Here is a 19,973-nt window from a genome sequence, read left to right as displayed (position 1 = left end):
CGGGAACCTAGCCCAGATCCACCCGCACCGTGAGCAACCGCGTCCCCACCACCCGCACCGCCGCGCTGTTCCCCCGGGGCAGTGTCCGCAGCCGCGCCACCGGGTCGTCGTCCGGCAGGAGATGGGCCGTGCCCTCGTACCACCGGCCCCGCAGCCGGACGCGGACGCGCGGGTCCGCCTGGATGTTGCGGACGTACTGCGAGCGGTCCCCGAACTCCGACACCAGCCAGAACGCGTCCCCCAACCGCCGACCCCCCACCGGCGTCCGCCGGGGCCGCCCCGACACCCGGCCCGTCGTCTCCAGCAGGATCTGACCGGGCATCCGGCGCGCCACCGGATTCGCCACCCGGCGCTGAAAGGCCGTCGCCGCACGGAACCTGAGGTCCGCCCACCGGGACGGAGAAGAAGACGGAGAGGAAGACGGAGACGGAGAGGAAGACGGAGACGGAGAGGAAGACGGAGACGAAGACGGCGAGGATGACATGAAGCGCTCCCTTCGTGAGGATGAACGTTCGGTCACGCACACATGGACGTATGGGCATACGGAGGCGTACCCCACGTCTCCATCCTCCCCCTCCCTCCTCCCCCTTGCTTCAATGGTCCCCGAGTGACGGGGCGAGAGCGGGGGGCCGCGCGGTATGAGGGTCGTGTCCTGGAATCTGTGGTGGCGGTTCGGCCCTTGGGAAGCCCGGCAGAAAGCCATCCTCACGACCCTCCGCGACCTGCGCCCGGACGTCGTCGGCCTCCAGGAGGTCTGGGACGGCGGAGGCGACGGGGACGGTGGCGGCAGTCTCGCCGACTGGCTGGCCGGGGAACTGGGACTGCATGCCGTCTACGCCCCCTCGCACGCGCCCGAGCGCTGGCAGCGGCGGATCGGCGATCCCGAAGTCGGCATAGGCATCGCGGTCCTCAGCCGGTGGCCGGTTCTGGAACGGGCCACACTCCCCCTGAGCGCCCCGGCCGACCTGGACGACGGCCGCCTCGCCCTCTACACCCGGCTCGCGGCCCCGCAGTACGAGGTGCCGTTCTTCACGACCCACCTCACTTCCGTGCCGCACGGATCCGCCGTCCGGATGGGGCAGGTCACCGCCCTGGCGGAGTTCGTGGCCGCGCACCGGGGGGACACGGCCTTCCCGCCGGTCGTCACCGGGGACTTCAACGCCTTCCCCGATTCCGACGAGATCCGTCTCTTCGGCGGCCAGGTGACGGCCCCTCCGGTACCGGGCCAGACCTTCTACGACGCCTGGCAGTACGCCGATCCCGGGGCCCCGTGGGCGACCTGGGACCCCGCGAACCCGTATGTCGCCCAGGGCGGTTACCCGCCCGCCCGCGTCGACTACATCCACGTCGGCCGCCCCGGCCCCGACGGCCTCGGCCGGGTCCGCGCGGTGCGGCGCGCGGCGGACGGTCCGGTGGACGGGGTGTGGCCGTCCGACCATACGGCGGTGGTGGCGGACCTCGCGGACCTCGCCGTTCAGAGGGGATGGTGAGCGGCGCATTCGCCATTCGGCGGCCTCCGGGAGTTTCGCGCCGACTTGAGGGGCGGCAGATGTCCGATGTTCAGGTCGGCAGACCCCTGTGCGGTCCGTCAGGGCTGCCGAGCCGGACCGTTCGCTTCCGCGGGTGATGGTTGATGTGCTCCGCGATGCAGAGGTCGCGGTGGCGGTAGTAGGGGCCGGCCTCCGGGGCGGCGGCGACGTGCCGTCACGGACCAAGCGCCGCGAGGCGGCTCAGCCTGTGCTCCAACAGCCCCTGGAGACCGGTCAGTAGCGCGGCGTCGGGGCCGACCCGTGACTCCCCACGAGGTGGTGGGACCCGGCCCGGCAACGGCTCCGGGGCGGGCTCCGCCTCGGCTTCCGTGACCCGCACCGGCGGAGGCACAAGAGGCATCACCGCGTACACGACCTTGCCGCCCGAGGGGTGGCGGTACGCGTCCCAGCGCTCGCTCAACAGGGTCACCAGGGGCAGGCCACGCCCGTCCTCGGCATCCGACTCGGGCGTCCGCATCCTGGGCAGGGTGCGGCAGGTGTCGTAGACCTCGACCAGCAGTCGCCCACCGGTCATGCGCAGCCGGACCGCCACGAGCGGCGGAGTCTCGCGATCCTGATACGTCACGCCGGGCTCAGTGATGCCGGTGGCCCGCACGGCGTTGGTCAGCAACTCCGAGGCGACCAGGGTCACGGACTCGCGCATGTGGGAGAGGCCCCAGTCGTCCAGCACGTTGGCGGCGAACCGCCGTCCCAACGGCACGGCCTTGGACGTGGCCGCGTGCTGGAACCAGTACGTCATTCGGTCCACCCCGCGCTCACCCCCCGGCACCGCGAGCAGGCGGACCGCCTGCGGTGCCCGCTGCCGGGCAGCAGACGATCGAGGACATACGTGATGAGGGTCAAGGTCGGTCCTTCCAGACGATCCGGGCCACGCCCAAACGCGCGGCCCACCTGCCGCGATGTGCGCACGACGGTGATGCGGATCGGCCCCGCGAGCCTGGCCGCCCATTGCAGGGCAGCGTCGACTCACAGCGACGGTCTCGTCACGGTGAGTGTCGTGCTGGTCCTCAGCATGGACTTGCAGCAGGGTCCTGTGCAACTGGTTCGTATGCATCGGATGCATTTGGGATTGAACTTGGCGATCCGACCCGGCGTGAGCCAGACTCGGCGCTGACCCGCTCATGCGCGTGAAGGGATGTGAGCGTGACCGCGAAGCCGCCGACGGTCCGCCGTCGTCGTCTGGCAGCAGAGCTGCGACGGTTGCGGAAAGCCGCCGAGCTGAGCCACGAGGAGGTGACCGAACGGACTGGCATCAGCCGCACGACGCTCTATCGCATCGAGAGCGCCCGCGTGACGCCCCAGCCGCGCACCGTGATCGCGATACTGGACACCTACCGGGTCGGCGACGCTGACCGCAGCGAGATCCTCGAACTCGCCAAGGGAGCGGATACGCCGGGGTGGTTGCGTCCCTACCACTCCGACCTGCGCGAACAGCTCACCGCCTACATCGCCTTCGAGGCCGAGGCGTCAGGGGTCCGCAACTATCAGAGCCTGTTCATACCGGGCCTGCTCCAGACCGAGCGGTACGCGCGTGCTGTGATCCCCGGTGTCTGGCCATCGGCTACCACCAAGGACATTGACCAGCACGTACAGGCGCGCATGGAACGCCAAGCGCTACTGACCAAGGACGACCCCCTCGACTTCACCGTTGTCATCGATGAGGCCGCGCTACGGCGCTGCGTCGGGGGACCCGCAGTCATGGTTGAGCAAATGCAGCGGTTGCAAGTAGTCGCCGATCAGCCGCACATCGATGTACAGATCATCCCGTACGAGGTCGGGGCGCACCCCGGAATGCAGGGGAGCTTCAGCCTGCTCAGCTTCCCGGACGCTGATGCGGACGAGATCGTGTACATCGAAGGGATGGCCCGTGATGTCTTCCTCGAATCCGAAGCCGACATCAGCCTGTACACCGACACCTTCAGCGCCCTGCGGGCGCTGGCACTCAGCCCCGACGACTCGCTCAGCCTGATCGCGACAGCGATGCAGGACCTGAGGCGAGGAGAGGAGACAGCATGAACACCGCCGTCGAACTCACCGACGCAGCCTGGCTCATAAGCTCATACAGCGGCGGCCAAGGCGAATGCGTAGAGGTCGCGTGCCTGCCCGGCGCGGTCGCCGCTCGTGACAGCAAGAACCCCACCGGCCCGGTCCTGGTGTTCGCGCGGGAGGACTGGGCAGGGTTCATCCGAGGCGTCAGTGCCGACGGGTTCCGCCCGTAGCCCACGCACCCCAAGCACCCCAGCGAATCACCGGTTCGTCAAGACGAGGCCCAAGCAGACTCGACAACTGGAGACAGCGTGGACACTTCCGACTCTCGCGCCACCGCCCGCTGGATCAAGAGCAGCTACAGCAGCGGCGAAGGCCAGTGCGTAGAGGTCGCCGCAGTTGGCTGCTCAATCGCCGCCCGGGACAGCAAGAACCCCCTCGGCCCGGTCCTGGTGTTTGCGCGGGAGGACTGGGCAGGGTTCATCCGAGGCGTCAGTGCCGGCGAGTTCCGCCCGTAGCCCACGCAGCCAAGCGCCCCGTCAATCACCGGTTCTGCAAGACGAGGCATGGGTGGATCCGGCAACTGGAGACAGCATGAACACTCCCGACCTCAGCAACGCTGCGTGGCGGACAAGCTCATACAGCAGCGGTCAGGGCGCCTGTGTAGAGGTCGCCCAGACAAGCGACGGGATCGCCACCCGCGACACCAAGCACCGCACTGGGCCGGTCCTCGTCTTCCCCTCGAAGAGTTGGGGCAGCTTCATCCGAGGTGCTGGTGCCGACGGGTTCCGCCCGTAACCCACGCACCCCAGCGCTCCCGCGAATCACCGGTTCGTCAAGACAAGGCACGAGCTGACTCGACAACTGGAGACAACATGAGCACTCCCGACTCCGTCGGCACTGCCCGCTGGATCAAGAGCAGCTACAGCAGCGGCGAAGGCGAATGCGTGGAGGTCGCGTGCCTGCCCGGCGCGGTCGCCGCCCGTGACAGCAAGAACCCCACCGGCCCGACCCTGCTGTTCTCGCGAGAGGACTGGGCCGGGTTCATCCGAGGCGTCAACGCCGACCAGTTCCGCCCGTAGCCCACGTACCCCCGCCCCGTCACCGGAGCGGGGGCCTCCGCGCGTGACACCGGCGCGACGCTTGCGCCCGCCCCCAGCGCGCCGGATTGGTGAACCCGTCATCACCCCGCCAGCGCCCGGAACCGTTCCTCCAGATCCGTGACGCGCTCGGCTCGGCGTCCCATGAGATAGACCTTGGTGCGCGTGCGCTGCACCTCGTGCACCAGCGCGAACCCTTGGGTCTCGTAGTACCTCACGAGTCTCGGGAAATGGCAGCCACGGCGAACCCATGTGCGCCCTTGCTGCGCTGCCCGGTCCACCGCCCACAGCGCCATGGCGGTTCCCGGCTTCATGGCGCGGTACGCGGGGTCGGTGACCGTGGTGTAGAGGTAGTGAGCCGGTTCGTTCAGTTCCTCTTCCGTCCAGCCCCACGGAGGGGTCTGTTCCTGAACGGTGGTGCAGCCGACGACGCGCCCCTCATCCTCTGCGAGGACCCACACGTCGTCATCTGGATTCTCCGCCTGGCGCGCGAGTTCGGCCGCGTTCTCCCGCCAGCTCGGGAGCCCGCACTCCTCCAGCCAACCGGAGCGGGCGAGGATCATCTTCTCCACGGCGGGGATGTCATCGGCTGTGGCCGGGCGCATGGCGAACACGCTGGCTCCTGAGGGTGGGAAGGGGCTAGAGGAAAGATCGAGCGGCGAAGTGAAGGTCCAGGACTTCGAGCAATTGCGCGTCTCCGTCTTCGCGGTAGGGCCCTTCGGCCAGCCGCCGGACAGCGGTCCGAAGGCCGTCGGGGTCCACCAGCTTCTCCTCGAAGAGCGGCAACCCGTCACGAGGCATCCCGGCAGCTCCGGCGGAGCCACTCGTATCCTCGAAGGATGACGACACCCGCGACCACCGGACCCGGCCCCACCGAGAACTCCCTGCGTCGCGCCCTCAAACGCGCCCGTGACGGCGTCGCCCTGGACCTCGCGGAAGCGACCACCCTGCTCCAGGCCCGCGGCCCCGCGCTGGCGGACCTCACCGCGTCCGCCGCCCGCGTCCGGGACGCCGGTCTCGAACAGCACGGCCGTCCCGGCGTCATCACCTACTCCAAGAGCGTGTTCATCCCCCTCACCCGGCTCTGCCGGGACAAGTGCCACTACTGCACCTTCGTCACCGTCCCCGGCAAGCTCCGCCGTGCGGGACACGGGATGTTCATGTCCCCGGACGAGGTGCTGGACATCGCCCGCAAGGGCGCCGCCCTCGGCTGCAAGGAAGCCCTCATCACCCTCGGCGACAAGCCCGAGGACCGCTGGCCCGAGGCGCGCGAGTGGCTCGACGCGCATGGGTATGACGACACCATCGCCTACGTCCGGGCCATCTCCATCCGGATCCTGGAGGAGACCGGGCTGCTGCCCCACCTCAACCCGGGCGTCATGAGCTGGACCGACTTCCAGCGGCTCAAGCCCGTCGCGCCCTCCATGGGCATGATGCTGGAGACGACGGCGACCCGGCTGTGGTCCGAGCCCGGGGGGCCGCACCACGGCTCGCCGGACAAGGAACCCGCCGTCCGGCTGCGGGTCCTGGAGGACGCCGGGCGCTCCTCCGTCCCCTTCACCTCCGGCCTCCTCATCGGCATCGGCGAGACCTACGAGGAGCGCGCCGAGTCGCTCTTCGCGCTGCGCAAGGTCGCCCGGACCTACCACGGCATCCAGGAACTCATCGTCCAGAACTTCCGCGCCAAGCCCGACACCGCGATGCGCGGCATGCCGGACGCGGAACTGGACGAACTCGTCGCCACCATCGCCGTCGCCCGGCATCTCATGGGCCCCGCCGCCTGCCTCCAGGCCCCGCCCAATCTCGTGGAGGGTGAGTACGAGCGGCTGATCGGCGCCGGGATCGACGACTGGGGCGGGGTCTCCCCGCTCACCATCGACCATGTCAACCCCGAGCGCCCCTGGCCGCAGATCGAGGAGCTGGCCGCGCGCTCCGGGGCCGCCGGGTTCGCGCTGCGGGAACGTCTCTGCGTCTACCCGGAGTTCGTGCGCCGCGGCGAGCCCTGGCTGGACCCCCGGCTGCGCCCGCATGTCGCCGCGCTCGCCGACCCCGCCACCGGGCTCGCCCTCCCGGACGCCACCGTCGAGGGCCGCCCCTGGCAGGAGCCCGACGAGGCGTTCACCGCCTCCGGACGCACCGATCTGCACGCCACCATCGACACCGAGGGCCGTACCGGCGACCGCCGCGAGGACTTCGACGAGGTGTACGGCGACTGGGGCGCCCTGCGCGAGGCCGCCGCCCCCGGCATGGTCCCGTCCCGCATCGACACCGACGTACGCGCCGCCCTCGCCACCGCCGCCGACGACCCCACCCGGCTCACCGACGACGAGGCGCTCGCCCTGCTGCACGCCGACGGCTCGGCGCTGGACGCGCTCTGCGGGATCGCCGACGATGTCCGCCGGGCCGCGGTCGGCGATGACGTGACCTACATCGTCACCCGCAACATCAACTTCACCAATGTCTGCTACACCGGCTGCCGCTTCTGCGCCTTCGCCCAGCGCCGCACCGACGCCGACGCCTACACCCTCTCCCTGGACCAGGTCGCCGACCGCGCCCAGCAGGCGTGGGAGGTCGGCGCGGTGGAGGTGTGCATGCAGGGCGGTATCCATCCGGATCTGCCGGGGACGGCCTACTTCGACATCGCGCGGGCTGTGAAGGAGCGCGTGCCGGGCATGCATGTGCACGCCTTCTCGCCGATGGAGGTCGTCAACGGCGCCACCCGCACCGGGATGTCGATCCGCGAGTGGCTCACCGCCGCCCAGGAGGCCGGGCTCGACTCGATCCCCGGCACCGCCGCCGAGATCCTGGACGACGAGGTCCGCTGGATCCTCACCAAGGGCAAACTCCCCGCCGCCACCTGGATCGAGGTCGTCACCACCGCCCACGAACTGGGCCTGCGCTCCTCCTCCACCATGATGTACGGGCATGTCGACCAGCCCCGCCACTGGCTCGGCCATCTGCGCACCCTGGCCGGTATCCAGCAGCGCACCGGCGGTTTCACCGAGTTCGTCACCCTCCCCTTCATCCACACCAACGCCCCCGTCTATCTCGCCGGGATCGCCCGCCCCGGCCCCACCGTCCGCGACAACCGCGCGGTCACCGCCATGGCCCGGCTCCTGCTCCACCCCTGGATCCCCAACATCCAGACGAGCTGGGTCAAACTGGGCAGCGAGGGGGCGGCGGAGATGCTCCGCTCCGGCGCCAACGACCTGGGCGGGACGCTCATGGAGGAGACCATCTCCCGGATGGCGGGCTCCTCCTACGGCTCCTACAAGTCTGTACGGGACCTGATCGCCGTGGCGGAGGCCGCCGGGCGCCCGGCCCGGCCCCGTACCACCCTCTACGGCGAGGTCCCCGAGGAGCGGCAGCACGCCGCGCGGGCCTCGGACGGCCATCTGCCGGAACTGCTGCCCCTGCTCGACTAGGGCCTGTGTGATACTGCCGTTTCGGTGAATCGATCGCTCAGTGCCTTGGGTATTCGGTCGCTCATGGGGCCGGCGTGCCGGTCGTGTTCCCCGTCCCACCCGCTCATGAGGGAGATTGCCGCGCTCCATGGCGACTGCACCTGACTCCGCGGCCCCCGACGGGGCCGGCCGTCCGCCCGCCGCTCCCGGCGGTGACGACGACCGGCCCGGCCCGGGGGCGCGTCCCGTGGCGACCGTGCAGATCGTGGACCACGCCCTCCAGGTGCTCAAGGCCCTCGCCGACGCCGACCGGCCCCGCGGGGTCCGGGAACTGAGCCGGGACCTGGAGATCAGCAAGAGTTCGGTGCAGCGCATCCTCGCCTCCCTGGAGCACGAGGGGCTGGCCGTCGCGGACGAGGGCACCCGCAAGTACGTCATCGGGCCCGCCGCCCTCACCCTCGCCTGGAAGCACACCGCCAACAGCGATCTCGTCGGCGCCGCCTCCGCGACCGCGTCCCGGATCGCGGCGCTGACCGGTGAGACCGCCTGTGTCTCCACCGTCGTCGACGGGCGCCGGGTCACCGTCTACGAGGCGGAGAGCCCTCAGCCGCTGCGGCTGATCACGGGCGTGGGCCGTCCGTACTCCCTCTTCTCCGGCGCCACCGGGCGGGTCCTGCTGTCGATGCTGCCGCCCGAGCGGCTCGCTCCGCTGGTGCGCGAGCATGCCGGTGGGGACGCCGGGGCCGAGTCCGCCGTCCTCGCCCGGATCGGGCTGGCCCGTGAGCAGGGGTTCGCGGTCAGCCGGGAGGAGTGGATCCCCGGGGGGTGCGGGGTGGCCGTGCCCATCGGGACGCAGGGGCGGATGGTGGCCACGCTCAGCATCTACGGGCCGCAGGCGCGGCTGACGGACGAGCGGACGGCGGAGCTGGTGCCGTTGCTCAGGGCCGCGGCGGCTGAGATCACTGTGCGGTGGCGTCAGCCGGTCTGACGGCTTTTCGCTTTCTTTCTTTGAGGTGCGGGCCGGTGGGAGCCGGTCGCGCAGTTCCTCCCCCAGAGGGGGGTACCCCCAGCGCCCCTAAAGGCGTTCTCCTCACCTACGTCATCAGTGGCCGGATCACGCTGCCCGATGGCGGATTCGGTGCTCCCCTTCTTCCTCAATCTTCCCCATTGACCTGTCTCCGTCGCCGTAGGTACGTTGTCCCAACCGATCTGGTCCACTGTCCCAGATTGAGGACACACCCCTTCCGGCCCCTTCGGGTCATCGTGAGAAAGAGGGATTCGTATGCTACTCGGCTGGCGTGCCCGTATTGGGCAGATACGTCCTGCTACGGCGATCGAGGGGGCCGAGGAGTGGCGTTCCGTCGCTCCGACGGGCGTGGCCTTCGCCGACGCGCGGACCATCGTGCCCAAGGTCGACGCCGAGGGGCTGCGGACGATGATGGCGCAGGTCCTGGAGGCGTCCCGGCAGCTCGCCACCGCCAAGGTCGATCTGATCGTGCAGTGCGGAGCACCCGGCACCTTCATCCCCGGCCCCGGCACCGACGAGAAGGTGACCGCCGAGATCACCGCCGAGACCGGCGTCCCGGCCATCACGATGATGCAGGCCCAGGTGGACGCCCTGCGCGCGGTCGGCGCCACCTCCGTGGCCGTCGGCTCCATCTACACCGACGAGGTCAACGAGGCCCTGCGCGCCTATCTCACCGCCGTCGGCTTCGAGGTCCCGGTGGTCGAGGGGCTCCAGATCACCGACCCCTACGAGGCCAGCGTCCATGACGCCGACAGTGCCTATCGGCTGGGGCGCAGGCTGCACCGGGCCGCGCCGGACGCCGACGCGCTGCTGATCTCCTGCGGCACCTTCCGCACCTTCGAGGTGCTGCCCTATCTGGAGATGGACACCGGGCTGCCGGTCGTCAGCAGCAACCAGGCGTCCCTGTGGCGGGCCCTGCGCCACCTCGGTCTGCGGGACGAGATCCCGGCGCTCGGGCGGCTCGGCCTGATCGCCGAGCGATGAACGCCGGTTCCGGTCCCCGCCCCCACGCCAAGGAGAACGCCCCCGTGCTCGTCGACGCCCTCCAGTTCGTCAAGCCCTCCCGCGACCGCTTCGAGGAGTGGCGGGCGGCCGGGATCACCGCGATCCACGCCACCGTCGCCATCTGGGAGGACTCCACCGAGACCATGCGCGAGGTCGGCCGCTGGCAGCGGCTGCTGGCCGAGCACGCCGATCTGCTGCGCGAGGGCCGCTCCGCCGACGACATCCGCGCCGCCGGACGGGAGGGCCGTACCGCCGTCGTCCTCGGGTTCCAGAACAGCTCGCCGTTCGAGGACGACCTCGATCTCGTCGGCGCCTTCCACCAGGCCGGGGTGCGGATCGCCCAGCTCACCTACAACACCCAGAACTCGGCGGGCGCCGGCTGCTGGGAGGGCGACGACGCCGGGTTGTCCCGCACCTACGGCCGCAATCTGATCCGCGAGATGAACCAGGTCGGCATGGTCGTCGACCTCTCGCACTGCAATGAGCGCACCACGCTGGAGGCCATCGAGGCGTCCGAGCGGCCGGTCGCCGTCACCCACGCCAACCCGCGCGCCTTCGTCGGCGAGGACGTGGAACTCGCGCTGCGCAACAAGTCCGACACCGTGCTCAAGCAGACCGCCGCGTCCGGGGGAGTGGTCGGGCTCAGCATGTATCCGAGGATCGCGCCCGACGGGGTCGACTGCACGGTGGACCGGTTCTGCGACATGGTCGCCCACACCGTCGACCTCATCGGTGTCGAGCATGTCGGCCTCGGCTCCGACTACTACGCCGGGCACGGCGACGAGGAACTCCACTGGTGGCGGCAGGGCCGCTGGAGCCGCAGCCCCATGGTCCCGATCTCCGGGCCCGTCGAGTTCCCGGAGTGGTTCGCCGCCGGGCGCGGGTACGCCCTCGTCCGGGAGCGGCTGCTCGCCCGGGGCTTCACCGCCGCCGAGGTCGAGCGGATCTCCGGCGCCAACTGGCTGGACCTCTTCGAGGACGGCTTCACCGCCGCCGCCCGGACCTGACATGCGCCGCTATGACGCCGTGATCGTCGGCGCGGGCCACAACGGGCTGGTCACCGCCGCCTATCTGGGGCGGGCGGGACTGCGGGTCGCGGTCCTGGAGTCCCGGCCGGTGGCCGGTGGGCCCTGCGGGGGGTACGAGTTCCTGCCCGGCCGCAGGCTGGCCTTCACCAACTCGCCCGGCTCGCTCAGCCCGGACGTCGTCGCCGAACTCGGCCTCGCCCGGTACGGGCTGCGGTTCGTCCGGGTCGATCCGACCGTGGTGCACCGGTTCGACGAAGGGTGTTTCGTCGGGTGGCGGGATCAGGGGCGGGTGGATGCCCAGCTCGACGCCTTCGCGCCCGGCGAGGCCGCCCGCTACCGGGGTCTGATCGGCGGTCTCGAGCGGCTGGGCGCCCGGCTCGGGGTCCGGCTGGACACCCCGCCGCCCGGGGCCGAGGTCCTGCGGAAACGTTTGTCCGACCCTGATGACCTGCGGCTGTTCGAGCTGGTCTTCGACCGGGGGCTGACGGAGCTGCTGGACGCCCATCTGCGTTCCGACCGGGCCAAGGCGCTGCTGATGCTGCTCGCGCTCAACGCCCAGCTCGTCCCGCCCTCGGAGCCGGGCAGCGGGGTCGGGCTGCTGATGCGGCCCTTCGCGCTCGCCGCCGCCGGGGGCCGGGACCCGGAGGGCGCCGAACGGGTCGCCCTGCGCGGCTCCACCGGGCTCCCGGTCGGCTCCATGAGCGCCATCGCCGATGCCCTCACCGCCGCCTGCCGCGCCCACGGCGTCGAGCTGCGCACCGGCACCCCGGCCGCCCGGGTCCTGCACAGGCCGGACGGGGTGCGGGGTGTGGTCACCCCGTCCGGCGAGGAGTTCCTCGCACCCCGGGTGATCTCCACCGTCAACCCCCATCACCTCTTCGGCGACCTGCTGGCACCGGACGCCATGGACCCCGGGATCGGGGACGCCGTCCTCGCCACCCCGATGCGCGGCTCCGCGTTCAAGGTGGTCCTGGAGGTCGACGGCCTGCCGCCGTACGCGGGACTCCCGGACGGCACCGACCCCGAGGCGGCCCGGCGCTGCCAGTTCCGCTTCGGGTCCTCGCCCGCGAGCATCGCCCAGGCCATCACGGCGGCGCTGGAGGGCCGCAGTGGCGACGAGATCCTGATGTGGGGACTCACCCCCACCCTCACCTCACCCGGTCTCACCCCCGGCACCACCCACCTGATCAGCGTCAACGCCTGGCACGCCCCCTACCGGCCGCACGACGGCCCCTGGGACGCCGGCCGCACCGACCGCTTCGGCCGCCGCTGCGTCGAACAGCTCGGCCTGCTGATGCCGGGCCTCGCCGACCGGATCGTCGCCCACCGCTTCATGAACCCGGTCGAGATGGCACGCGAACTCGGCCTCACCGGCTCCAACATCACCCACGGCGACATGCTCCCCGCCACCCTCTTCGGCACCCGCCCCCACCCCGCCCTCGCCGCCCACCGCACCCCGCTGCCCGGCCTCTACGTCGGCGGCAGCGGCACCTGGCCGGGCGGTTACGTCACCGGCATCCCCGGCCGGAACACCGCGGCGACGGTCCTGAACGACCTGCGGCACGCCAACGAACCGCCCCGCCCGTCCGGCCACCCCGTCGGCCGCTCCGGCGGCCACAGACCGCCCCCATGAGACTCCCCGAGCAAAGGCACCGTCCATGAGGCTCACACCACCACCCGGGCCGCCCGGCCCGAACCGTCCCCTCCGTACCGTCTCCCGCCGGGGCTTCGGCGTCCTGGCCGCCGGGGCGCTGCTGCTCACCGGCTGCGCCACACCGCCGGACTTCGGGCGCGACCCCGGCACCCTGGTCATCGGCGCCGAGGGCGAGATCCCCGTCCTCGATCCGCAGCGGCTGTCCGGGACCGTGGGGCTGCGGGTCGTGGACGCGCTGTTCGACCCGCTGATCCGGGAGGACCTCGGCACCGAGACCGACCGGGCGCCCGCGCTGCGGCCCGCCCTGGCCACCTCCTGGGAGGCGTCCCCCGACGCCATGACCTACACCCTCCGGCTCCGCACCGGGGTCACCTTCACCGACGGCACCCCCTTCGACGCGGACGCCGTGAAACTGAACTTCGACCGGATCACCGACGAGAAGTCCCCGGTCCACGACCCCACCGCCGCCGGGAACATGAAGTTCCTGACCCGCTGGATCGACCGGGTCGAGGTCGGCGGCCCGCACACCATCGTGCTGCGGCTCACCACCCCGTACGCCGGGCTGCCCCGGGTGCTCACCGACCGGCGGATGTCCCTGATCAGCCCGGCCGTGCTGACGGAGTACGGGCCCGACGAGGTGGGGCTCCACCCGGTCGGCACCGGGCCCTTCCGCCAGCGCGCCGCCGACCACGGCAAACGGGTCGAGCTGGCCCGCAACACCGGCTACTGGGGCGGCACCCCGCGCACCCGGTCCATCATCGTCGAGTCGGTCAGCGACCCCACCACCCTCGCCATCGCCGCCCAGACCGGCGAGGTCGACGCCATCCTCAGCGCGGGCGCCCAGCAGGTCCGCCAGCTCGCCGGGCAGGGCACCATGACCGTCCAGTACCCGGAACCCGCCAACCAGTACTTCCTGCGGCTCAACACCCGTACCGCGCCCACCGACAACGCCCTCTTCCGCCGCGCCCTCAACCACGCCGTGGACCGGCGGGCCATCGCCACCCTCACCGCCGACCAGGTCACCCCGTCGTCCGGCCCGCTGGCCCGGGGCAACGAGGCGTACCGGGAGGACGGCACCGGCGGCGACCGGTACGCCCACGACCCCGCGCTGGCCCGGCGGCTGATCGCCGAGAGCGGGGTGCCCACCCCCGTACGGCTGAAGCTGCTCGCGCCCGACAGCGGGCCCGGGTTCTCCCAGGCCACCGAGATCATGTCGCTGATCCAGCAGGACCTGAAGGCCGTCGGGGTCCGACTGGAGGTCCAGTACATGGAGTTCGCCTCCCTGGTCGCCGAGGAGGGCGGCGGCTACAAGGACGGCGTCCACGGCTCCTTCAACGGCTGGACCACCGGCGCCGACGCCGGGGACTTCCTGGAGCGGATGTTCAGCGGCGAACTGCACCCGCCGGACGGCGTGAACCGCGGCTGGTACCGCAACCCGGCCGTCGACACCCTCCTCGACCGGGCCCGCGCCGAGTCCGACGAGGCCACCCGCACCGGCCTCTACCGGCAGGCCGCCGACACCATCGCCGAGGACGCCCCCTGGGTCTTCCTCTACCAGGACCGGCTGCCCCGCCTGCTCGGCCGCACGGTCGACGGGGTCGTCGCGGCCCCCTCCGTCTACATCGACTACACCACCGTCCGCCGTGGGTGAGGAGGTTCCCGCCATGACCGCCACCAAGGCCGTTCCCGAGGCCACCGCCGTGCCCCCGGTCACCGCCGGGCTGCGGGAGCGGCTGCGCGCCGCCCGGGGCGGCAACACCACCGCGATCATCGGCGGCGCCGTCGTCGCCGGGACGGTCCTGGTGGCGCTGCTCGCCCCGTGGATCGCCCCCGCCGACCCGCTCGCCACCGACCCGGCCGCCATCGGCCTCGCCCCGTTCACCGACGGCCATCTCCTCGGCACCGACGAGGTCGGCCGGGACATCCTCAGCCGGCTGATGCACGGCAGCCGCCTCGCCCTGCTGGTCGCCGTGGTGCCCACGCTGCTCGCGCTGGTCATCGGCGGACTGCTCGGCCTGGTCTCCGGCTACGCGGGCGGCTGGCCGGACAGCGTCCTGATGCGGGTCTTCGACGTGATGTTCTCCTTCCCCGGCATCCTGCTGGCCCTCGGCATCGGGGTCGCCCTCGGCCCGGGGCTGACCTCCATGGTGATCGCCATGGTGGTGGTCACCGTCCCCGAGTTCGGCCGGATCGTCCGCGGCAGCGTGGTGTCCCTGCGGCAGGAGCAGTACGTGGAGGCCGCCGCCGTCCTCGGCTACCGGCACCGCCGGATCGCCCTGCGCCACATCGTGCCCAACCTGCTCGGCCCGCTGGTCGTCTTCGCCACCCTCCAGACCGGCCGGAACGTCATCCTCGGCGCCAGCCTCGCCTTCCTCGGCCTCGGCGCCCAGCCGCCCGCCCCCGACTGGGGCCAGATGCTCAGCGGCGGCCGTGCCCTGCTGGTCACCTCCCCGCATGTGGCGACCGTCCCCGGCCTGGTGATCGTCGTCCTGGCCATCGGGTTCAACCTGCTCGGCGACGGCGTACGCGACCGTCTCGACCCCCGCAGCCGCACCGCCCGGCGCGGCCGGTCCTGAAGTCATGAACAGCCCAGGAGTCACGCCATGCTGACCTTCACCCTGCGCCGGGCCCTCCAGATGATCCCGGTCGTCCTCGGGGTCACCATCGCCACCTTCGCGCTCGGCCAGATCATCCCCGGCGACCAGGCCACCGCCCTGCTCGGCCCCACCTCCACCGAGGAGGACCGGCAGGCCCTGCGCGCCGACCTCGGACTCGACGAGCCCGCGCTCTCCCGCTACTTCACCTACCTCGGCAACCTCCTCGGCGGCGACCTCGGCCGCTCCCTCTCCTTCGGCCGCCCGGTCTCGGAGGTGCTCTCGGACCGGTTCCTCAACACCCTGCTGCTGTCCGGCACCGCGATCGTCGTCGCCGCCCTCGCCGGGGTCGCCATCGGCACCTGGGCCGCGATGAAGCCGGGCTCCCTGCGCGACCGGGGGCTGACGGTCGGGGTCCTCTTCCTCAACTCCGTGCCCTCGTTCTGGTTCGGGCTGGTGCTGATCGTCGTCTTCTCGCTCCAGCTCCGGATGCTGCCCGCCACCGGCATGACCTCCATCGGCGGCAGCGGCGGGTTCCTCGATGTCGCCGCGCACATGGTGCTGCCGGTGCTCACCCTCGCCGCCTGGTCCCTGGCGGTGATCGCCCGGATGACCCGCTCGGCGGTCCTGGAGGTGATCGGCAACGACTATGTCCGCACCGCCCGCTCCCGGGGCATCGGCGAACTGCGGGTCGTCGTCCGCCACGTCCTGCCCAACGCCATGCCGTCCGTCGTCACCGTCATCGGCCTCCAGGCCGGGTTCCTGCTCAGCGGGGCCGTGCTCACCGAGACGGTCTTCTCCTGGCCCGGTATCGGCCTCGCCCTCCACCAGGCCATCTCCACCCGGGACATCCCCCTGGTGCAGGGCGGAATCCTGATGATCGCCGTCGCCTTCGTGCTCATCAACTTCCTGGTCGACGTGGTCCAGGCGTACTTCAACCCCAAGATCAAGCTCGCGTAGGAGGGAGAGGGAGATGGAGGAGGAGATGGAGAAGGAGACGGAGACGGAGATGGGGACGGAGAGGGGGACGGACACCGTCATGTCCGTTCTGGAAGTGGAACACCTCCGGGTCGCCTACCCGGACCGCGGCCCCGCGCGGGGCGCCCCCGCGCAGACCGTGCAGACCGTGCAGACCGTCAGGGACGTCTCCTTCCGGGTCGCCGAGGGCGAGGCCCTGGGCGTCGTCGGCGAATCCGGGTGCGGCAAGAGCCAGACCATGCTGGCCGTGCTCGGGCTGCTCGGGCACGAGGGCGCCGAGATCTCCGGCCGGATCACCTTCGACGGCCGGGACCTCACCGGGCTCGGCGCCCGCGCCCTGCGCCGGATCCGGGGCAGCGGCATCGCCCTGATCTCCCAGGACGCCCTGTCCGCGCTCAACCCCGCCATGACCATCGGCGCCCAGATGGCCGAACCCCTCGTCCGCTACGACGGCCACCGCCGCCGCGCGGCCCGCGCCCGCTGCGAGGAACTCCTCGACCTGGTCGGCATCCCCGCCCCCCGCGACCGGCTCCGCGCCTACCCGCACGAACTCTCCGGCGGTATGCGCCAGCGCGTCCTGATCGCCATGGCCGTCAGCCGCGAACCCCGGCTGCTGATCGCCGACGAACCCACCACCGCCCTGGACGTCACCATCCAGTCCCAGGTCCTCGCCCTGATCGACCGGCTCCGCCGCGAACTGCGCACCGCCCTCGTCCTGATCACCCACGACCTCGGTGTGGTCGCCGGGGTCACCGACCGCATCGCGGTGATGTACGGCGGCCGGATCGTCGAGACCGCCCCCACCACCGCCCTCTTCGACGCCCCCGGCCACCCCTACACCCGCGCCCTGATGGCCGCCGTCCCCCGCATGGACCGCCAGGTGGACCGGCTGCCCGCCATCCCGGGCTTCCCGCCCCACCCCGCCGCCCCGCCCCCCGGCTGCGCCTTCGAGCCCCGCTGCGCCACCGCCCGCCCCGCGTGCGGCGACGCCGTCCCCGAACTCCTCCACCTCACCGGGGCCCGGACCGCCCACCTGGTCCGCTGCCCCTACCCGGCGTCCGCCGCCGACGCCCCGCACCCGGCAGGAGCCCCCGCATGAGCCCGTCACCGACCGCCGCCGAGGTGACCGACGCCGTCACCGTCGAGGACCTCCAGGTCCACTTCCCGGTGCGCACCGGGGTGCTGCGCCGGGTCACCGGCACCGCCCGCGCGGTGGACGGCGTCTCCTTCACCGTCCCGGCCCGCTCCATCGTGACCGTCGTCGGGGAGAGCGGCAGCGGCAAGACCACCACCGGACGCGCCCTGGTCGGGCTCTCCCCGGTGGCCGCCGGACGCATCCTCATCGAGGGGCGCCCGCTGGCCGGACTGCGCGCCGACCGGACCCTGCCCCGGGTCGCCCAGATCGTCCACCAGGACCCGTACGCCAGTCTCAACCCCCGGATGACCATCGGGGCGATGATCCGCGAGGTCGTCCAGGTGTACCGCACGGTCCCCCGGGAACGGACCGCCGAGCGCGCCGCCGAACTCCTCGCCCAGGTCGGCCTCGCCCCCGAACTCGCCGCCCGCCACCCCCACGAACTCTCCGGCGGACAGCGCCAGCGCGCCGCCATCGCCCGCGCCCTCGCGGTCGAGCCCCGCTTCATCGTCTGCGACGAGATCGTCTCCGCGCTCGATGTCAGCGTGCAGGGCCAGATCGTCAACCTCCTCAAGGACCTGCGCCGGGACCGCGAGGTGAGCTTCCTGTTCATCTCCCACGACATGAGCGTGGTCCGGCACATCTCCGACCGGGTGGTGGTGATGTACGGCGGCCGGGTCATGGAGAGCGGCCCCTGCGCCGAGGTCTTCGCCGCCCCCTGCCACCCCTACACCCACGCCCTGCTGGCCGCCGTCCCGGTGCCCGACCCGAGGGCCCCGCTCCCCGGCGCCGGTCTGCGCGCCCGCGCCGAGCCCCCGGACCCCGCCGCCCCGCCCCCCGGCTGCCGCTTCCAGAACGCCTGCCCCTTCACCACGGACCTGTGCCGCACCGAGCCCCCACCCACCACGCAACTGCCCGCGACGCCGGGCGCCACCCCCGGCGACGCCCACACCGTCGCCTGCCACCACCACGACGACCCCGCCGTCCGCGAGGCCCTCACCGCCACCGAAGGGACCACCCCGTCATGACCCCGTCCACCCCCACCCCCACCCCACCCCGCTGGACCTCCTACACCGGGGACCGGCGTCGCGCCCCCGGTGGTACCGAGGTGCCGCTGATCGACCCGGCCACCGGGGCCCGGTGGGCCACCGCCCACCAGGATCCCGACGCCGTGGCGGAAGCGGTCGCCGCCGCCTCCGGGGCCGCCCGGGACTGGGCCGCGACGCCCCAGCACGCCCGCGCCGACCTCCTCCACCGCCTCGGCGACGTCCTCGCCGCGCACGCCGACGAACTCGCCGGCCTGGAGACCCGCGCCAACGGCAAACCCCTGACCGCCACCCGCGCCGAGGTGGCCGCCCTGGTCCGCTGGTACCGCTACTTCGCGGCCGTCGCCGAGACCCTGGAGGACCGCTCCCGCACCCTGAGCCCCACCGCCCACGCCCTGGTCCGGCAGGAGCCGTTCGGGGTGGTCGCCGCGCTGACCCCCTTCAACGGGGCGCTCTCCCTGGGCTCCTGGAAGCTGGCCCCGGCCCTCGCCGCCGGGAACACCGTCGTCCTCAAGCCGCCGCCGCACGCACCCGCCTCCTCGGTCCGGCTGGCCGAACTCGCCCGGGAGGAGGCCGGGTTCCCGCCCGGTGTGATCAGTACCGTCATCGGCGGCGCCGAGGAGGCCCGGCTGCTGACCGAGCACCCCGATGTCGCCCTGGTCACCTTCACCGGCTCGACCGCCGTCGCCCGGGACCTCGGGGCGCGGGCCGCCGCCCGGATGAAGCCCTTCGTGTGCGAGGCGGGCGGCAAGTCCGCCCATCTGGTCTTCGCCGACGCCGATCTGGACACCGCCGTCGCCGCCGCCCGCCAGGGCGCCTTCTCCGCCGCCGGGCAGACCTGCGTGGCCGGCTCCCGGCTGCTGGTCCAGGACGGGATATACGACGAGTTCCTCGCCCGCTTCACCGCCGCCGTGGACCGGCTGCGCGTCGGCGACCCGCGCGACCCCGCCACCCAGATCGGCCCCCTCGCCTCCCGCGCCGCCCTGACCCGGGTCGCGTCCTACGTCGACGACGCCGTACGGGCCGGTGCCCGGGCCCTCACCGGGGGCCGCGCGCCCGACCTCGACGGGGAGGCCAAGAACGGCTTCTGGTATCTGCCGACGGTCCTCGCGGAGGTCCGACCGGAGATGCCGGTGTGCCGGGAGGAGATCTTCGGCCCCGTCGTCACCGTCCAGCGCTTCACCGGCGAGGACGAGGCCGTGGCCGCCGCCAACTCCCTGGAGTACGGCCTCGCCGCCGGGCTGTGGACCCGCGACGCGTCCCGCGCCCACCGGGTCGCCGCCCGGCTGGAGGCCGGGGTGGTGTGGGTCAACACCTACCGCCTGCTGCACTGGTCCGTCCCCTTCGGCGGCCACAAGCAGTCCGGCCTCGGCCGGGAGAACGGCGTCGAGGCCGTCGCCGAGTTCCTGCGCACCAAGTCCGTCGTCACCGAGTACGGCACCGCCCCCGACCCCTTCGCCGGCTGA

The 19,973-nt window shown here is 72.2% G+C and carries 20 protein-coding genes; 17 read left to right on the top strand and 3 right to left on the bottom strand.

Annotated features, from left to right (window positions below; all coding sequences use genetic code 11):
- Positions 1 to 7 precede the first annotated feature (7 nt).
- Positions 8 to 484: a nitroreductase/quinone reductase family protein gene (locus tag AB0O01_RS07475; protein WP_365311530.1), complete on the bottom strand. Its 477-nt coding sequence runs from the start codon at positions 482 to 484 to the stop codon at positions 8 to 10.
- A 154-nt stretch (positions 485 to 638) separates the two neighbouring features.
- Here AB0O01_RS07475 and AB0O01_RS07470 point away from each other — a divergent pair, with 154 nt between their 5' ends.
- Positions 639 to 1,490 (top strand): endonuclease/exonuclease/phosphatase family protein, encoded by an 852-nt coding sequence (locus AB0O01_RS07470; RefSeq protein WP_365311529.1) that lies wholly within the window; start codon positions 639 to 641, stop codon positions 1,488 to 1,490.
- A 214-nt stretch (positions 1,491 to 1,704) separates the two neighbouring features.
- Here the strand turns inward: AB0O01_RS07470 and AB0O01_RS07465 are convergent, their stop codons facing one another.
- Positions 1,705 to 2,289 (bottom strand): ATP-binding protein, encoded by a 585-nt coding sequence (locus AB0O01_RS07465; RefSeq protein ID WP_365311528.1) that lies wholly within the window; start codon positions 2,287 to 2,289, stop codon positions 1,705 to 1,707.
- A 404-nt stretch (positions 2,290 to 2,693) separates the two neighbouring features.
- Here AB0O01_RS07465 and AB0O01_RS07460 point away from each other — a divergent pair, with 404 nt between their 5' ends.
- From AB0O01_RS07460 to AB0O01_RS07440, 5 genes are all read left to right on the top strand, one after another.
- Positions 2,694 to 3,566, top strand: coding sequence for a helix-turn-helix transcriptional regulator (locus AB0O01_RS07460; RefSeq protein WP_365311527.1), 873 nt, complete (start codon positions 2,694 to 2,696; stop codon positions 3,564 to 3,566).
- The gene (locus tag AB0O01_RS07455; protein ID WP_365311526.1) at positions 3,563 to 3,769 is read left to right on the top strand and encodes a DUF397 domain-containing protein; all 207 of its coding nucleotides are present in this window, start codon (positions 3,563 to 3,565) and stop codon (positions 3,767 to 3,769) included. Before AB0O01_RS07460 ends, AB0O01_RS07455 begins: the two co-directional genes overlap by 4 nt.
- Positions 3,770 to 3,847: 78 nt before the next feature.
- Positions 3,848 to 4,054: a DUF397 domain-containing protein gene (locus AB0O01_RS07450; protein WP_365311525.1), complete on the top strand. Its 207-nt coding sequence runs from the start codon at positions 3,848 to 3,850 to the stop codon at positions 4,052 to 4,054.
- Positions 4,055 to 4,130: 76 nt separating this feature from the next.
- Complete coding sequence (locus AB0O01_RS07445; protein WP_365311524.1) at positions 4,131 to 4,334, top strand: DUF397 domain-containing protein; 204 nt, start codon at positions 4,131 to 4,133, stop codon at positions 4,332 to 4,334.
- Positions 4,335 to 4,411: 77 nt separating this feature from the next.
- Positions 4,412 to 4,618 carry a DUF397 domain-containing protein gene (locus AB0O01_RS07440; RefSeq protein WP_365311523.1) on the top strand — a complete coding sequence of 69 codons (207 nt, stop codon included), beginning with the start codon at positions 4,412 to 4,414 and terminating at the stop codon, positions 4,616 to 4,618.
- 101 nt (positions 4,619 to 4,719) lie between these two features.
- Here the strand turns inward: AB0O01_RS07440 and AB0O01_RS07435 are convergent, their stop codons facing one another.
- On the bottom strand, positions 4,720 to 5,241 hold the full coding sequence (locus AB0O01_RS07435; protein ID WP_365311780.1) for a GNAT family N-acetyltransferase: 522 nt from the start codon (positions 5,239 to 5,241) through the stop codon (positions 4,720 to 4,722).
- Between the two features lie 234 nt (positions 5,242 to 5,475).
- Here AB0O01_RS07435 and AB0O01_RS07430 point away from each other — a divergent pair, with 234 nt between their 5' ends.
- The 11 genes from AB0O01_RS07430 (at position 5,476) to AB0O01_RS07380 (ending at position 19,973) form a co-directional block, all read left to right on the top strand.
- Positions 5,476 to 8,061 (top strand): bifunctional FO biosynthesis protein CofGH, encoded by a 2,586-nt coding sequence (locus AB0O01_RS07430; RefSeq protein ID WP_365311522.1) that lies wholly within the window; start codon positions 5,476 to 5,478, stop codon positions 8,059 to 8,061.
- Positions 8,062 to 8,188: 127 nt separating this feature from the next.
- Complete coding sequence (locus AB0O01_RS07425) at positions 8,189 to 9,028, top strand: IclR family transcriptional regulator (protein ID WP_365311521.1); 840 nt, start codon at positions 8,189 to 8,191, stop codon at positions 9,026 to 9,028.
- Between the two features lie 294 nt (positions 9,029 to 9,322).
- Complete coding sequence (locus tag AB0O01_RS07420; protein WP_365311520.1) at positions 9,323 to 10,051, top strand: aspartate/glutamate racemase family protein; 729 nt, start codon at positions 9,323 to 9,325, stop codon at positions 10,049 to 10,051.
- A gap of 44 nt (positions 10,052 to 10,095) precedes the next feature.
- Positions 10,096 to 11,079: a membrane dipeptidase gene (locus AB0O01_RS07415; RefSeq protein ID WP_365311779.1), complete on the top strand. Its 984-nt coding sequence runs from the start codon at positions 10,096 to 10,098 to the stop codon at positions 11,077 to 11,079.
- Between the two features lies 1 nt (position 11,080).
- Positions 11,081 to 12,733 carry an NAD(P)/FAD-dependent oxidoreductase gene (locus AB0O01_RS07410; protein WP_365311519.1) on the top strand — a complete coding sequence of 551 codons (1,653 nt, stop codon included), beginning with the start codon at positions 11,081 to 11,083 and terminating at the stop codon, positions 12,731 to 12,733.
- A gap of 25 nt (positions 12,734 to 12,758) precedes the next feature.
- Positions 12,759 to 14,405, top strand: a complete 1,647-nt coding sequence (locus AB0O01_RS07405) for an ABC transporter substrate-binding protein (RefSeq protein ID WP_365311518.1) — start codon at positions 12,759 to 12,761, stop codon at positions 14,403 to 14,405.
- A 13-nt stretch (positions 14,406 to 14,418) separates the two neighbouring features.
- A complete protein-coding gene (locus AB0O01_RS07400) occupies positions 14,419 to 15,330 on the top strand; it encodes an ABC transporter permease (RefSeq protein ID WP_365311517.1) in 912 nt (303 codons plus the stop codon).
- A 27-nt stretch (positions 15,331 to 15,357) separates the two neighbouring features.
- Entirely contained in the window at positions 15,358 to 16,308 is a 951-nt protein-coding gene (locus AB0O01_RS07395) for an ABC transporter permease (RefSeq protein WP_365311516.1), read from the top strand.
- 79 nt (positions 16,309 to 16,387) lie between these two features.
- Complete coding sequence (locus AB0O01_RS07390) at positions 16,388 to 17,425, top strand: ABC transporter ATP-binding protein (RefSeq protein ID WP_365311778.1); 1,038 nt, start codon at positions 16,388 to 16,390, stop codon at positions 17,423 to 17,425.
- Positions 17,422 to 18,489 carry an oligopeptide/dipeptide ABC transporter ATP-binding protein gene (locus tag AB0O01_RS07385; protein WP_365311515.1) on the top strand — a complete coding sequence of 356 codons (1,068 nt, stop codon included), beginning with the start codon at positions 17,422 to 17,424 and terminating at the stop codon, positions 18,487 to 18,489. Before AB0O01_RS07390 ends, AB0O01_RS07385 begins: the two co-directional genes overlap by 4 nt.
- Positions 18,486 to 19,973, top strand: a complete 1,488-nt coding sequence (locus tag AB0O01_RS07380; protein ID WP_365311514.1) for an aldehyde dehydrogenase family protein — start codon at positions 18,486 to 18,488, stop codon at positions 19,971 to 19,973. The genes AB0O01_RS07385 and AB0O01_RS07380 overlap by 4 nt, the downstream gene beginning before the upstream one ends.

It is taken from the genome of Streptomyces sp. NPDC093252 (assembly GCF_040683675.1).
In the GTDB taxonomy this organism is placed as follows: Bacteria; Actinomycetota; Actinomycetes; order Streptomycetales; family Streptomycetaceae; genus Streptomyces.
The sequence above is the reverse complement of the archived record's forward strand: the minus strand, read 5'-3'. Positions and strand labels throughout refer to the sequence as shown.

Coding starts and splice junctions, on each gene's coding strand:
- AB0O01_RS07410 (WP_365311519.1), top strand. CDS start 11,081: ATGCGCCGCTATGACGCCGTGATCGTCGGCGCGGGCCACAACGGGCTG.
- AB0O01_RS07385 (WP_365311515.1), top strand. CDS start 17,422: ATGAGCCCGTCACCGACCGCCGCCGAGGTGACCGACGCCGTCACCGTC.
- AB0O01_RS07430 (WP_365311522.1), top strand. CDS start 5,476: ATGACGACACCCGCGACCACCGGACCCGGCCCCACCGAGAACTCCCTG.
- AB0O01_RS07390 (WP_365311778.1), top strand. CDS start 16,388: ATGTCCGTTCTGGAAGTGGAACACCTCCGGGTCGCCTACCCGGACCGC.
- AB0O01_RS07475 (WP_365311530.1), bottom strand. CDS start 484: ATGTCATCCTCGCCGTCTTCGTCTCCGTCTTCCTCTCCGTCTCCGTCT.
- AB0O01_RS07435 (WP_365311780.1), bottom strand. CDS start 5,241: ATGCGCCCGGCCACAGCCGATGACATCCCCGCCGTGGAGAAGATGATC.
- AB0O01_RS07420 (WP_365311520.1), top strand. CDS start 9,323: ATGCTACTCGGCTGGCGTGCCCGTATTGGGCAGATACGTCCTGCTACG.
- AB0O01_RS07425 (WP_365311521.1), top strand. CDS start 8,189: ATGGCGACTGCACCTGACTCCGCGGCCCCCGACGGGGCCGGCCGTCCG.
- AB0O01_RS07440 (WP_365311523.1), top strand. CDS start 4,412: ATGAGCACTCCCGACTCCGTCGGCACTGCCCGCTGGATCAAGAGCAGC.
- AB0O01_RS07405 (WP_365311518.1), top strand. CDS start 12,759: ATGAGGCTCACACCACCACCCGGGCCGCCCGGCCCGAACCGTCCCCTC.
- AB0O01_RS07470 (WP_365311529.1), top strand. CDS start 639: ATGAGGGTCGTGTCCTGGAATCTGTGGTGGCGGTTCGGCCCTTGGGAA.
- AB0O01_RS07395 (WP_365311516.1), top strand. CDS start 15,358: ATGCTGACCTTCACCCTGCGCCGGGCCCTCCAGATGATCCCGGTCGTC.
- AB0O01_RS07380 (WP_365311514.1), top strand. CDS start 18,486: ATGACCCCGTCCACCCCCACCCCCACCCCACCCCGCTGGACCTCCTAC.
- AB0O01_RS07455 (WP_365311526.1), top strand. CDS start 3,563: ATGAACACCGCCGTCGAACTCACCGACGCAGCCTGGCTCATAAGCTCA.
- AB0O01_RS07445 (WP_365311524.1), top strand. CDS start 4,131: ATGAACACTCCCGACCTCAGCAACGCTGCGTGGCGGACAAGCTCATAC.
- AB0O01_RS07465 (WP_365311528.1), bottom strand. CDS start 2,289: ATGACGTACTGGTTCCAGCACGCGGCCACGTCCAAGGCCGTGCCGTTG.
- AB0O01_RS07400 (WP_365311517.1), top strand. CDS start 14,419: ATGACCGCCACCAAGGCCGTTCCCGAGGCCACCGCCGTGCCCCCGGTC.